This window comes from Hymenobacter aquaticus (assembly GCF_004765605.1).
GTDB lineage: Bacteria > Bacteroidota > Bacteroidia > Cytophagales > Hymenobacteraceae > Hymenobacter > Hymenobacter aquaticus.
Map to the genome: position 1 here is coordinate 144,026 of NZ_SRLC01000003.1, position 13,707 is coordinate 157,732.

A 13,707-nucleotide genomic window follows, 5' to 3' on the forward strand; every position below is an offset into this window, starting at 1 on the left:
TTACATCATTCACCCATTCACTCTTCCATTATTCTCCCATTGCAATGAAGGGTACCCTCTACCTTATTCCCACCGTGCTAGCCGACGATACGGCGGCCCAGGTGCTGCCGGCGCAGGTGGCTACGCAGGTAGCGGCCCTGTCGTACTTTCTGGTGGAAAATGCCCGCACGGCCCGGCGCTTCATCAAGAGCGTGGCCCCGGCCCAGGTAATCGAGAGTCTGCGCATCAGCGTCATCGACAAAGATTCGACCGAAGCCCAGATTCAGGAGGCGCTGAAGGCTGTGGTGGCCGGGCAGGATGCCGGCGTCATTTCGGAAGCGGGCTGCCCCGGCGTGGCCGACCCCGGCGCGGAAGTGGCCCGGTTGGCCCACAAGCTGGGCATAAAAGTAGTGCCGCTGGTGGGGCCGTCGTCGTTGTTGCTGGCCCTGATGGGCTCGGGCATGAACGGGCAGAGCTTCGCGTTTCACGGCTACCTGCCCATCGAGCGGGCCCAGCGCATCGCAGCCATCAAGGCTCTGGAAAAGCAGGCCCTGAGTCAGCACCAGACCCAGCTGTTCATCGAAACGCCCTACCGCAACATGCAGATGCTGGACGACTTGCTGACCCAGCTCAACCCCTCTACCCGCCTCTGCATTGCCGCCAACCTCACCGCCCCCGACGAGCTGGTCCGCACCGACACGGTGGCCAACTGGAAAGGCAAGCTCCCCCAGATTCACAAGCAGCCCGCCGTATTCCTGATTGGGCGGTAGTTCGTTGTTCGTTGTCAGTTGTCAGTTGTCAGTTGTCAGTTGTCAGGCCATAACCTTACTAACAACTGACAACGAACAACGAACAACTAACTACTTGAACAGCTGATACACTACCAGTGACGAGGCGTAGGCCAGGCCGGTCATGTAAAGCAACTGGAGCAGGGGCCATTTCCAGCCTTTGGTTTCGCGGTACACCACGGCCAAAGTGCTCATGCACTGCATGGCAAACACGTAGAACACCAGCAGCGAAAACGCTCGGGCCGGGGTGAAGAACGGCTGCCCGTTGTCGTCTTTCTCGGCGGCCAGCTTCTGCTGCACCGTGCGCATGTCGGCATCCTGGCCCACGCTGTAGATGGTGGAAATGGTGCCCACGAATACTTCCCGGGCCGCAAACGAGGTAATCAGGGCAATGCCGATTTTCCAGTCAAAGCCCAGGGGGCGGATGGCCGGCTCCAGGGTGCGCCCGAACACGCCGGCGTAGGAGCTTTCCAGCTTTTCGGAGGCAATGCGGATGTCGGTTTCCTCGGCCGAGAGCTGCTGCCGGGCCGCCGTGGCCCGCACCCGGGTTTCGGCCTGCTCCAGGGCGTTGCCCGGCCCATACGAAGCCAGCACCCACAGAATGACGGAAATGGCCACGATGACCTTACCAGCCTGAAACACGAAGGCCTTCACCTTCTCCACGATGGTAATGCCCACGTTTTTCCAGCGCGGCCAGCGGTACACCGGAAACTCCATGATGAAGTAGCTCTTGTTCTGGGTCCGCAAAATCAGCTTCAAAACCCAGGCCGAGAAAATGGCCGCGAAGAAGCCCAGCAGGTACAGCCCCATCAGGGCAATGCCCTGCAGGTTGAAGATGCCCAGCACCTTGGTGGGCGGCACCACCAGGGCAATGAGCACCGTGTACACCGGAATCCGGGCCGAGCAGCTCATCAGCGGCGTCACGAAGATGGTGATGATGCGGTCCTTCCAGTTTTCGATGGTGCGCGCGCTCATAATGGCCGGCACGGCGCAGGCCACCCCCGAAATCAGGGGCACGATGCTCTTGCCGTTCAGCCCGAACTTGCGCATGATGCGGTCCATCATGAACGTGACGCGGGCCATGTAGCCGGTTTCTTCGAGCACCGCAATAAAGGCGAAGAGCAGGGCAATCTGCGGGATGAAAATCAGCACGCCGCCCAGGCCGGCCAGCACGCCCTCGGTGAGCAGGTTCACCAGCGGCCCGTCGAAGTTGGTTTGCACCAGCTGGTTAATCCACGTCACGCCCTCGTCAATCAGCTCCATGGGGTAGCTGGCCCAGGCAAAGACGGCCTGGAACATCAGGAACAGGATGCCGAAGAAAATCAGGTAGCCCCACACTTTATGGGTCAGCACCTTGTCGAGCTTGTTGCTGTAGGGCTCGTTTTTCTCGGTCCGCACCACCGTCACGGTGTTCAGCAGGATTTCGTTGACGCGGGCGTACCGGTCGATGGTTTCCTGGGCCTGCCGGGGCGTGGGCTGGAAGTCGTACTTCTCGACCAGCTCGGCAACGTAAGCCTTGTCGTCGGCCGAGAGGAAGCTGATCTGCCGGAACTGGTGCGCGTAGTGCAGCGCCAGGTAGTCGTTGTGCAGGTTGAAGTAGTAGCGAATCTGCCGGATCATGGGCAGCAGGTCTTCGCCCGGCGCGTAGAAGCTGCGCGTCGGCGCGCCCAGCTGCCGCGACATCACAATCTTGAGGGCCGCAATACCCACACCCTTGCGGGCATTCATCGGAATGATGGGCACGCCCAGCTCCTGCTGCAGGGCCATGATGTCAATCTGCACGCCGTGTTGCTCGGCCACGTCCATCATGTTCAGGGCCAGCACGGCGGGCAGGCCTAGGTCGGCCAGCTGCGTAAACAGCAGCAGGTTGCGCCGCAGGTTGGAGGCGTCCACCGTCACCACCACGAAATCGGGGTACTGATCCGAGGTCTGGTCGTAGAGCAGGTCGGTAATTACCTTCTCGTCGAGGCTCTTGGGGTAGAGCGAGTAGGTGCCGGGCAGGTCGATGATTTCGGCCCGGTGCTGGGCCGTGAGCTGACTGATGCCGGTTTTCCGGTCGACGGTAACGCCGGGGAAGTTGCCGACTTTCTGGTTGAGGCCCGTGAGTTGGTTGAACAAGGACGACTTGCCCGAGTTGGGGTTACCAATCAGGGCAATGCGCGTCAGCTCCCGGTGGCTGCGCGGTGGCACGTCGCGCAGGGCTTCCAGCGTCAAGGCCGAGGCAGCTGCGCCGGTAGGGTCAGATATGAAGGTTGCGCGGGCCATGCGGCGGCGGCTAGTCTTTCAAAAGGATGGTGGCCGCCTCGCTTACCCGCAACGACAACGTGTAGTCGTCGTCGCCGACGACCAGCGTGATGGGGCAGCCCAGCGGGGCCCGGCTGTTGAGGCGCACGGCCGTACCAGGAATGCAGCCCATTTCCAACAGCTTAAGCGCCATTTCCGGGTCCTGGAGGCAGCAGATGGTGCCGGTTTCGCCCAGGCGCAGGTCTTTCACGCTGCGGGGTGCATTGGGCTTCACTTGGGCGGAACGGCTGGACACGGGCGGGGGCGTTATTTAGATTCTGTTCAAACAAAGGTACTACCCATTTAGGTTTCGGCCAAAACGCAGATTGTTGGCGCGGAGAAGGGGGTGAAAGACTATAAGTATTTGATTTAGAATTATTCCGAACTGCAATTGCATATTTATAAATATTCAGGGAGGTATTGCTTTTCTTCGCCCTTTTCATTGTAGTTTTGGCATATAATTAAGAGTCTGCCTACCTATGCTCCAACGCTTACTTGCTCTTTTCGCCTTCGTTCTGCTGTTTCCGGCACTAGGCTTCGCTCAAGAGAATAAAATCTCGGGCCGCATTGTAGACCAGAAGACGAAGGAACCCATTCCCTTCGCCTCCATTGGCCTGAAAGAGGAACAAAGTGGGGCCCTGACCAACGAGTACGGCTTCTTCCAGATGCCGATGCCCGAGAAAAACGCCCAGGACTCCCTGGTCGTGCTGGCCCTGGGTTATTTCCGCAAGGCTATCCTCATCAAAAAAGGCACGAACGTGCAGGACCTCATCATCGAGGTGCCCAAGCGCGTCATCGAGCTGAGCGAAGTAAAAGTGCAGGGCGGCAAGATCAAGGATCTGTCGTTGGGCTCGAAGGGCAGCACGCCCGGCGAGGGCATGATCCAGGGCCTGCCCGGCCAGCAGTACGCTTTCTTCGTGAAAAACGACAAGGGTAAAAAGCTCGGCAACGTACGCTCGGTATCGTTCTACATCGGCGAAAACGGCTTCCCCCGCGAGCCGTTCCGGGTGCGCCTCTACAAGGCCGACGGTAACTACAACTCGCCCAACACCGACATCCTGACCGACAACGTGGTAGTATCGGCCCCGAAAGGCGGCGAGTGGTATACCATCGACCTGACCCAGTACAACGTGCCGGCCCCGGAAGAAGGCTTCTTCGTGGCGATGGAATGGATTGTGAGTGGTGACAAGTTCTACACCACCAACTTTATGGAAACCTACACGCCCTACGGCCAGATCATGCGCCCCACCTTCGAATTCAAGGAAAGCCGCACCTGGACCTACTCCATCGGCAAAGGCTGGAGCCTGATTACCCTGGCCAACAACGGCATGCGCTACAACGCCATGATCAAAGCCGAGGTCGACATGATCAAGGACTAGTGTTCAATGTGCTAATGTGGTTGAATGTGCTCAGGTGCTAATGAATAGTGCTGCGGCTTTTCTTCACTAGCCAGGCAACAACGAAAAAGGCTGCTTCCGGACGGAGGCAGCCTTTTTCCATTCTACTGAATTGTAGTGCGGGGCAACGGCCGTAGCGCTATTCATTAGCACCTAAGCACATTCAACCACATTAGCACATTAAGATTATTTCGTGCGGACGGCAATTTCGACGCGGCGGTTTTGCTGGCGGCCTTCGGCGGTGGCGTTGGAAGCTACCGGCTGGCTTTCACCCATCGGCTCCACGCTCACGCGCGAGGCGTCGATTTTGCCGTTCTGGCTCAGCCAGGTTTTCACGGCGTTGGCGCGCTTCTCGCTCAGCTCCCGGTTGTAGCTTTTGTCGCCGCGCGAGTCGGCAAAGCCCATGATGTAGACCGGACCCGTGGCGTAGCGCTGCCCGATGGAAGCCGAAATCTGCTCCAGGGCCTTGCTGGCCCCGGCCTTGATGTCGGCCTTGTCGGTATCGAACAGGACGGTTTCCTCGACGCCGTAGACGCTGTACTCGTCATTGCCGCGTACCGATACGTCGGACACGTTTACTTCGGGGTATTTCACGTCGGCCAGCTTCTGCTTGGTCATGTCCCAGCCGCTGCTTACGGCATTGCCGGCTGCGTCGGCGGCGCCTGCTACGGCATCACCGGCCGTTTGACCGTCGCGGTACACCACGGCCGTATCGGCGGTGGCTTCCTGGGGCTGGTCTTTGGTTTCGGGGTTTTTCAGGTTGTCGCAGGCCGTCAGCAGGGCAATGAGGGCCACGACGGAGAGAAGATGCTTTTTCATGTGGTTGTGGAGGAAGGGGTGGAACGGAAAGTGGAGACGCTTACGCAGGATGCCCGCGCAGGTTGGCTGCTCGTCCGTAATAGCCCTTGCTCCTGCTCCTACTCGGCGAAGAAGACGCGCTTCACCCGCTCACTCACGTTGGTCAGCAGCTCGTAGGGAATGGTGCCGATGCGGGCGGCGGCGTCGCGCAGCGGCATTTCTTCCCCGAATACCACGGCCGAGTCGCCGGGCTGGGCGGCGGCAATGTGGGTGACGTCGACCATGCACATATCCATGCACACGTTGCCCACCAGCGGAGCGCGCTGCCCCCGGATAACCACCTCGCCCACCCCGTTGCCGAAGCGCCGGTCGTAGCCGTCGGCGTAGCCGATGGCCAGGGTGGCAATGCGCCGCTCGTGGGCCACCGGGCCCCCGCGGCGGCCGTAGCCCACCGTCTGGCCCGGGGCCAGGGTTTTGATCTGGGAAATGGTGGTACGCAGGCTGCTGACGGGCCGCAGGGCGTCGGGCTCCTGCCCGCTGGCTTCCACCCCGTAGAGGCCGATACCCAGGCGCACCATGTCGTAGTGCGCGGCGGGGAAGCGCACGATGCCGGCCGAGTTCAGCGCGTGCTTGATGATGGAATAGCCCAGGGCCGCCTCGACCTGCGGGGCCATGCGCTGAAACGCGGCCAGCTGCTGGCGGGAGAAGTCGTTGTGCTGCTCTTCGTCGGCCCCGGCCAGGTGGGTCAGGGCGCTGGCGACGCGCAGGTGGGCGGCGTGCGTGCCGAGCAGGGCGCAGAGCTCGGGCAGGTCTTCCTCGGCGAAGCCCAGGCGGCGCATGCCGGTGTCGAGCTTGAGGTGAATGGCGGGCATGGCCTGCTCCCGGGCGGCGCGCAGATACTCCTGCAGCCGCTCGAAGGAGTAGATTTCGGGCTCCAGGTGGTACTGCCGCAGCTTCTGAAACGAGTCGGGCGAGGGGTTCATCACCATGATGGGCAGGCTGATGCCGTGCTGGCGCAGCTCCACGCCCTCGTCGGCGTAGGCCACGGCCAGGTAGTCGGCGCGGTGGAACTGCAGCAGGTTCGCCACTTCGTAGCTTCCGCTGCCGTAGGCAAAGGCCTTGACCATGACCATCAGGCGGGTGCCGGGCTGGAGCCGGGCGCGGTAGAAGTTCAGGTTGTGCACCAGCGCGTCGAGGTTGACTTCGAGCACCGTGCCGTGGATCTTCTGCTGGAAGGCCGCCACGATCCGCTCGAAGCCGAAGCGCCGGGCGCCCTTCACCAGAATGGTTTCCTGCCGAAACTGCTCCGACTGAAAGGCCGCCAGAAAAGCTTCGGTGGAAGGGTAAAACTCGGCCTGCCCCACCCGGAACGCGGCCCGGTGGGCGCTGATTTCCTCCCCGATGCCGACCAGCCGCTCCACGCCGTGCGCGGGCAGCAGGGCCGCCACCAGCCCGTACAGCTCGGCCGCCGGCAAGCCCGATTCGAGCACGTCGGACAGGATGAGTGTGCGGCGGCCCCGGCGGGGCTGCCGGGCCAGCGCGTCGAGGGCCAGGCGCAGGCCGGCCAGGTCGTTATTATAGGTGTCGTCGAGTACGTAGCAGTCGTTCAGGGCCTGCTTCATTTCCAGGCGCATGGCTACGGGCTGGAGCCGGTCGAGGCGGCGCTGGATTTCGGGGGCCGGCACCTGCCGCCAGAGCAGCACCGTGAGGCCGTGCAGGGCGTTTTCCACCGAGGGCTCGTCGGCGAAGGGCAGCGTGAAGGTGTGCTCCTGCTTCAGGGGCCGCTCCAGCAGCACGCGCACCACCGTGCGCTGGGCCGAGGCCTCCAGCACCGACACGGCCACGTGGGTATCGTAGCCGTGGTGGCGGCTCCAGGTGAAGGTGCGGGCTGGGCCCAGCCGGGCCTGCGCGGCGGCGTGAATGGCCTCATGGTCGCGGCAGTAGAAGAGCGTGTCCACGTCCTGGAATAGCTGCATCTTCTCGGCCACCTTTTCCGTGGGCGAGGCAAAGCCCGCGTCGTGGGCCGTACCCAGGTTGGTGAAGATGCCCAGCGTGGGCTGAATCACCCGGGCCAGGCGCGCCATTTCACCGGGCTCCGAGATACCGGCCTCGAAGATGCCCAGCGTGTGCGAGGCGTTCAGCTCCCACACGCTCAGGGGCACGCCCACCTGGGAGTTGTAGCTGCGCGGACTTTTGCAGAGCAGCTCATCGGGGCTCAGCAGCTGGGCCAGCCACTCCTTGACGATGGTTTTACCGTTGGAGCCCGTAATGCCAAACACCGGGATGCGGAACTGCCGCCGGTGCTGGGCCGACAGGGCTTGCAGGGCCGTGAGCGTGTCGGGCACGGCCAGGAAGCCGGCCTCGGGAAAGGCCGCCACGCCGCCGGGAATGGCCGCGGGGTGGTCGACGACGAACTGGCGCACGCCCTGCCGGTAGAGGTCGGGCAGGTAGCGGTGGCCGTCGTGCTGCGCGCCGCGGATGGCAAAAAACAGCGAGCCGGCGGGCTGGCCCACGCGGCGGCTGTCGAGCAGCAGGTGCTGAATGCGGGCCGGGGCCGCCGGGGCCTGAAGCAGCGTGCCGCCCGTGAGGGCCGGCAGATCGGAGAAAAGCAGCATAACGGAAGGAAAACCGCCACAAAGGTAGCAGGGTTTCGGGCGGTGGCCGGGCCCGACTCGGGCCCGGCATGCTGGTTGGCGCGGCCCGGCAGCGTACCTTTGGGGTCTTTCTCCGCCTTACGCTTCCCTTGAAACCTTCCCGTCACCACTTGGCCGCGCTGTCGGCATTTCTTATCTGGGGCTTTTTCCCGATTCCGCTGCGCCTGATGGCCGGCTACAGCAGCGGGCAGATTCTGTTTTTCCGGGTGCTGCTCTCGTTGGCCTTGCTGCTGCTGATCAACCTGACGGCCCGCCGCGCGACGGTGCGGGCTACCGGCCGGCAGTGGCAGCGGGCCGGGGCCCCGGAGCGGCGGCGGGTGCTGGTGAGCACCGTGGTGGGCGGGGCGCTGCTGACCTCCAACTGGCTGCTGTTCATTTACGTGGTGAACAAGGTGAGCGTGCAGGCCGGCTCGTTTGCCTACCTCATCTGCCCCATTCTCACGGCCCTGCTGGGCTTCGTGGTGCTGGGCGAAAAGCTGCGGCCCAACCAGTGGTTGGCCATCGGGCTGAGCGCCGTGAGCTGCGCGCTGCTGGGCACCGGAGCCTGGAAAAACGTGCTGATGAGCCTAGTAGTGGCTTTCACCTACGCCGCCTACCTCATTACCCAGCGCAAGCTCCAGGGCTACGACCGGCTGGTGCTGCTCACGGTGCAGCTGCTGCTGGCGGCCCTCGTGATTCTGCCCACGGCCCGCCTGCTGGGCGCCGACCCGGTGGCCGGCCTCCAGGACCACTACCTGCTGCTGATGGCCGGGGTACTGAGCCTGGGCTTCACCGTCATTCCCCTGTTTCTGAACCTGTTTGCCCTCAACGCCCTGCCCTCCGGCACCGTCGGCATCCTGATGTATCTGAACCCGATTATCAGCTTCGTGCTGGCCTTTCTGTACTTCGGCGAGCAAGCTACGCTCCAGGAGGGCCTGGCCTACGGCGTGATTCTGCTGTCGGTGGGGTTGTATAACTCCGGCTGGAACGTGGGCCGGCGGGCGGCTTAGCGAGGCTTGCCGTGCTGCCTCACCCGGCTTTTGTCCAATTTCGCCCTATGCCTACTCCCTGCTTACTATGGACTTTGACTGGAAGTAGTCTAGAAGCAGTCTAGAGCCACTCTAGAAGCACCCCGGAACCACCCTATACCTACCAGCCAGGTATAATCCTACTTCCAGCCAGCTGGGAAGGCGGGGCCGGCTGGATAGACGCAACCGGCGGTGGTGGCCCCATTCTGCCTGCCGGGCGTTCCGCAAATAAAATAAACGGGCTACCTTCGGGCTACCCGACTGCCGGCGGCGGCAGTCGGGCCATTTTCCGACTCTTTTTTCGTCTGATGACTACTGTTTCTTCCCCGGCGGTGCCGCTGTGGCGCCGGCTGTTGCCCCACCTGCTGGCCGTCGTGTTCTTCCTGGTGCTGGCCGCCGTGTACTTCTCCCCCATCCTGTTTGATGGCAAAACCCTGGCCCAGCACGACGTGGTGCAGTTCAACGGCGGGGCCCACGAGGCCCAGCTCTACCGCGAAGCCACCGGCAAGGAAGCCCTCTGGACCAACTCCATGTTCTCGGGCATGCCGACCTACCTGATCAGCACCCGCTTCCCCGGCGACCTGTCCATCTACCTGCACAACATCTTCACGCTGCACCTGCCGGCGGTGGTGGCCAACCTGTTTCTGGCCCTGCTCTGCGGCTACGTGCTGTTCGTGGCCCTGGGCGTGCGGCCGTTGCTGGCCGCCGTGGGGGCCGTGGCTTTGGGCTTCAGCAGCTACAACCTGATTATCCTGGCCGCCGGCCACAACACCAAGTCGCTGGCTTTGGCCTACGCGCCGCTGGTGCTGGGCGGGCTGCTGGTCACGTTCCGGCGCAACCGGTGGCTGGGCGCAGCCCTGTTTGCCCTGGGCCTGACGATGAACGTGCGCTCCAACCACCTGCAGATTACTTACTACCTGCTCTTGCTGGTGGTGGTGTTCGGCATCGTGGAGCTGGTGGCAGCCCTGCGCGAAAAGCGCCTGTCGGACTTCCTGGGCCGCACGGCCCTGCTGGGTGCCGCCGCCGTGCTGGCCGTGGGCGTGAGCTTCGGCCGCCTCTACGTGACGGCCGAGTACGGCAAGTACTCCATCCGGGGCAAGTCGGAGCTGACGACGCCCTCGCCCGCGGCGGCCCAGGCCCCGGCCGGGGGTGAGGATGGCGGCGCCGGCAACGGCCTCGACCGGGACTACGCCTTCGGCTGGAGCTACGGCGTGGGCGAAACCATTACTCTCTTGATTCCTAACTACTACGGCGGGGCCAGCTCGGGCGCCCTGAGCGAAAGCTCGGCGACGGGCAAGGCCCTGGCCGGCCTGGGCGTGCCGCCGGTGCAGCTGCGCGACTATTTGCAGCAGCTGCCCCTGTACTGGGGCGCGCAGCCCGTCACGAGCGGCCCGGTGTACATCGGGGCCGTGGTGTGCTTCCTGTTCGTGCTTGGCTTGTTCGTGGCCGACCGCCGCACCCGCACCTGGCTGCTGGTGGGCACCATCCTGTCGATTGTGCTGGCCTGGGGCAAGAACTTCGAGTCGTTCAACTACCTGATGTTCGACTACTTCCCCGGCTACAACAAGTTCCGCTCGGTGAGCATGGCCCTGGTGATTGCCCAGCTGGCCATGCCGCTGCTGGCCGTGCTGGCCCTGGCCCGCGTGCTGCGCCCCCAGGCGGCCGTCGTGCCCGCCACCGGCACCAGCACCCACCCCAGCCTGGCCGCGCTGAGCGGTGCGCCGACGGCTTCGCCCGAAGCCACGGAGCTGAAGCGCAAGCTGCTGTACGCCACCGGCATCACGGCCGGCATTTGCGTGCTGGCCTACCTGGCCGGCCTCGGGGCCGACTTTGCCTCGCCGGTCGATGCGCAGATGCAGCAGCAGGGCTTCCCGCTGGACGCGCTGCGCGCCGACCGCGCCAGCCTGATGCACACCGACGTGCTGCGCTCCATCGTGTTTATCCTGCTGGCCGGCGGCGTGCTCTACTTCTACCTGCAACGCAAGCTCTCGGTGACGGCGGCGGCCCTGCTGGTGGGCGTGCTCACCCTGGTTGACCTCTGGGGCGTGGACAAGCGCTACCTGAACGACACGAACTTCCAGCGCGAAACCATTGCCCAGCAGTTTGTGCCCACGCCCGCCGACGAGCAGATTCTGCAGGACAAGGACCTGAGCTACCGGGTGCTCAACCTCCAGAACCCCTTCAACGAGGCCAATACCTCCTACTTCCACAAGAGCATCGGGGGCTACCACGGGGCCAAGCTGCGCCGCTACCAGGATCTGATTGAGCGCCAGATTTCGGCCAACAACCCCCAGGTGCTGGCCATGCTGAACACGCGCTACGTGATTACCGGCGACCCGAAGCAGCCGGTGCAGCGCAACCCCGGCGCGCTGGGCAACGCCTGGTTTGTGAGCGAAGTGCAGAAAGTGCAGAGCCCCGACCAGGAAATTGCGGCCCTCACCGGCCTGAACGTGGCTACCGCGGCCGTAGTCGACGCCTCGAAGTTTCCGCTAAACAAAACGGCCTACACCGCCGCCGGCTCCACCATTGCCCTGACCAAGTACTCGCCCGACGAGCTGACCTACCGCGCCAACGCCGTGCAGGATGGCTTCGTGGTGTTCTCGGAAATCTACTACCAGGACGGCTGGAACGCCTACCTCGACGGCAAGCTGGTGCCGCACCTGCGGGCCAACTACGTGCTGCGCGCTCTGCCCGTGCCGGCCGGCAGCCACACCATCGAGTTCAAGTTTGAGCCCAAGGAGTACGCCATCGGCAACACCGTGTCGCTCGTGTCGTCGGTGCTGCTGATTCTGGCCTTACTGGGCACTATTTTCTACGCCGTGAAGCGCAAGCCCACCGCGCCGGTAACGGAGGAAGTGCGGCTGGCCGCGTAAATAATCTGTCATTGCGAGGACGCAGGACGAAATGACCTTTTACCAGAAAGCCCTTTATTCCAGCTGGAGTAAAGGGCTTTTCACTTAAGGGCACTCAGCACCTTTCAGAGGCCGGATTGCCACGGCTGCCTCCTCGCAATGACACGATGAAGCATTAGCACATCAGCACATTCCACACATTAGCACATTAATCACCATGCTCATTCAGGAACTCCAGGAACCCGTAGCCACCCAGCGCGGGGTGCGGCTGCTGCTCATCCGCGACGACCTGACGCACCCGGAGCTGCCGGGCAACAAGTGGCGTAAGCTCAAATACAACCTGATGGCCGCCGAGGAGCAGGGCTACGATACGCTGCTGACCTTCGGCGGGGCCTTTTCCAACCACATTGCCGCCGTGGCTGCCGCCGGCCGGCTGCGGGGGCTGCGCACCATCGGCCTTATCCGGGGCGAGGAAACCCGGCCGCTGAACCCCACCCTGGCCCAGGCCGCGGCCGACGGCATGCACCTGCGCTACCTCGACCGGGAAACATACCGCCGCAAGCACGAACCGGCGGTGCTGGCCGCCCTGCTCGCCCAGACCGGGCCGGCCTACGTGCTGCCCGAGGGCGGCACCAATGCCCTGGCCCTGCCCGGCTGCGCCGAGCTGGTAACCGAGCTGGCCGCCCGCACCGACTTCGACGTCATCGGGGTGGCCTGCGGCACGGGCGGCACCCTGGCCGGCCTGCTGACCGGGCTGGCCGGGCAGCGGCGGGCCGTGGGGGTGGCGGCCCTGAAAAACGGGGGCTTCCTGCGGGCAGAAATTGACGCGCTGACCCGGCAGACCACGGGCCGCGCCTACGACAACTACGAGCTGCTGACCGAGTACCACGGCGGCGGCTACGCGCACTTTTCGGCCGAGCTGCTGGATTTCATCCGGGGCTTCGAGGCCCGGCACGGCGTGCTGCTCGACCCGGTGTATACCGGCAAGCTGCTGTGGGGGCTGCTGGACCAGATTGCCCAGGGCCGGTTTGCGCCGGGCACCACGGTAGCGGCGGTGCACAGCGGGGGGCTACAGGGCTGGCAGGGTTTCCGGCAACGGTTTGGGTCCCGTAGTGCCTGGTGGCCGGCGCTGGGTTAATTTGGGCAGCCAAACCAGAGCCAGAGCCGTATTCTTCTCAACCTCGACCATTCCGCCGCTTTTCGCCTATGCCCCTTGCCCGTTTGCTTCGCCGCCTGCTGCCCCTGCTGTTTCTGGTGGCCCTGGGGTGGTTTCTCTGGAAGAAAGTCCAGCCCGCTTTGTTCGACTTCGAGAATCCGCTGAGTCCCGAGCCGCGCGTGACGGTGACCCACAACACGGTGCTGACCAAGATTGAAGCTTTGGGCCGGCTGGAGCTGGTGCGCTACCAGTTCAAAGACGTGGTGGAGTACCGCAAGAGCACTTACCGGTTTCTGCCCGACTCGAAGGTGGCCCTCATCGTGGCCGGCAACGCCATTGGCTGCCTGGACTTGCGCAAGGTGAAGGCCCAGGACGTGGTATTCGAGGGCGACTCGGTGGTGCGCGTGGCCCTGCCCGCCGCCGAGCTGTGCACTTGGCAGGTCGACCACAGCCAGAGCCGGGTATACAGCACCCAGAACTCGTTTTTCAACGATGCCGAACTGGTGGACGAAGGCTACAAGTACGCCGAGAAGAATGTGCAACGCGCCGCGCTGCAGTCGGGCATCCTGGCCCAGACGACGCAGAACGCCGAGCAGATCCTGCGCCCCATGCTCGAAACCATGACCGGCCGCCGGGTGGTGCTGACCCAGCAGACGGCTGCGCCGCTGGTGCCGCAACGGCGGTAATAGGACGACAATAAATAGAACGTCATGTCGACTGCAAGGAGACATCTCGCGTGCTGACGTTACCAAAGTAATTTGGCTAGCATTGCACGCGAGATGTCTCCTTGCAG

10 protein-coding genes are annotated in these 13,707 nt (G+C 63.6%); 6 read left to right on the plus strand and 4 right to left on the minus strand.

What is annotated here, in order from left to right:
• Positions 1-44: 44 nt before the first annotated feature.
• Positions 45-749 carry an SAM-dependent methyltransferase gene (locus tag E5K00_RS20435; protein WP_135465172.1) on the plus strand — a complete coding sequence of 235 codons (705 nt, stop codon included), beginning with the start codon at positions 45-47 and terminating at the stop codon, positions 747-749.
• 90 nt (positions 750-839) lie between these two features.
• On the opposite strand, the gene feoB is transcribed toward E5K00_RS20435, so the two are convergent.
• A complete protein-coding gene (gene feoB / locus E5K00_RS20440; RefSeq protein ID WP_135465173.1) occupies positions 840-3,032 on the minus strand; it encodes a ferrous iron transport protein B in 2,193 nt (730 codons plus the stop codon).
• 10 nt (positions 3,033-3,042) lie between these two features.
• Positions 3,043-3,306, minus strand: a complete 264-nt coding sequence (locus E5K00_RS20445) for a FeoA family protein (protein ID WP_245328374.1) — start codon at positions 3,304-3,306, stop codon at positions 3,043-3,045.
• Positions 3,307-3,529: 223 nt separating this feature from the next.
• On the opposite strand from E5K00_RS20445, the gene E5K00_RS20450 reads away from it, so the two are divergent.
• Positions 3,530-4,429 (plus strand): carboxypeptidase-like regulatory domain-containing protein, encoded by a 900-nt coding sequence (locus E5K00_RS20450; RefSeq protein ID WP_135465174.1) that lies wholly within the window; start codon positions 3,530-3,532, stop codon positions 4,427-4,429.
• Positions 4,430-4,633: 204 nt separating this feature from the next.
• Here E5K00_RS20450 and E5K00_RS20455 read toward each other — a convergent pair whose 3' ends face one another.
• Together E5K00_RS20455 and E5K00_RS20460 are read right to left on the minus strand one after the other, a co-directional pair.
• Positions 4,634-5,266, minus strand: coding sequence for an OmpA family protein (locus E5K00_RS20455; RefSeq protein WP_135465175.1), 633 nt, complete (start codon positions 5,264-5,266; stop codon positions 4,634-4,636).
• A gap of 98 nt (positions 5,267-5,364) precedes the next feature.
• Positions 5,365-7,860, minus strand: coding sequence for a bifunctional UDP-N-acetylmuramoyl-tripeptide:D-alanyl-D-alanine ligase/alanine racemase (locus E5K00_RS20460; RefSeq protein ID WP_135465176.1), 2,496 nt, complete (start codon positions 7,858-7,860; stop codon positions 5,365-5,367).
• A 128-nt stretch (positions 7,861-7,988) separates the two neighbouring features.
• Between E5K00_RS20460 and E5K00_RS20465 the strand changes: the two genes are divergently transcribed.
• The 4 genes from E5K00_RS20465 to E5K00_RS20480 all read left to right on the plus strand — a co-directional run bounded on the left by E5K00_RS20465 (position 7,989) and on the right by E5K00_RS20480 (position 13,600).
• A complete protein-coding gene (locus E5K00_RS20465; RefSeq protein WP_167856974.1) occupies positions 7,989-8,888 on the plus strand; it encodes an EamA family transporter in 900 nt (299 codons plus the stop codon).
• A gap of 326 nt (positions 8,889-9,214) precedes the next feature.
• The gene (locus tag E5K00_RS20470) at positions 9,215-11,779 is read left to right on the plus strand and encodes a YfhO family protein (protein WP_135465178.1); all 2,565 of its coding nucleotides are present in this window, start codon (positions 9,215-9,217) and stop codon (positions 11,777-11,779) included.
• A gap of 196 nt (positions 11,780-11,975) precedes the next feature.
• Positions 11,976-12,896, plus strand: coding sequence for a 1-aminocyclopropane-1-carboxylate deaminase/D-cysteine desulfhydrase (locus tag E5K00_RS20475; protein WP_135465179.1), 921 nt, complete (start codon positions 11,976-11,978; stop codon positions 12,894-12,896).
• A 68-nt stretch (positions 12,897-12,964) separates the two neighbouring features.
• Positions 12,965-13,600 (plus strand): DUF4230 domain-containing protein, encoded by a 636-nt coding sequence (locus E5K00_RS20480; protein WP_135465180.1) that lies wholly within the window; start codon positions 12,965-12,967, stop codon positions 13,598-13,600.
• The last annotated feature ends 107 nt before the right edge of the window (positions 13,601-13,707 follow it).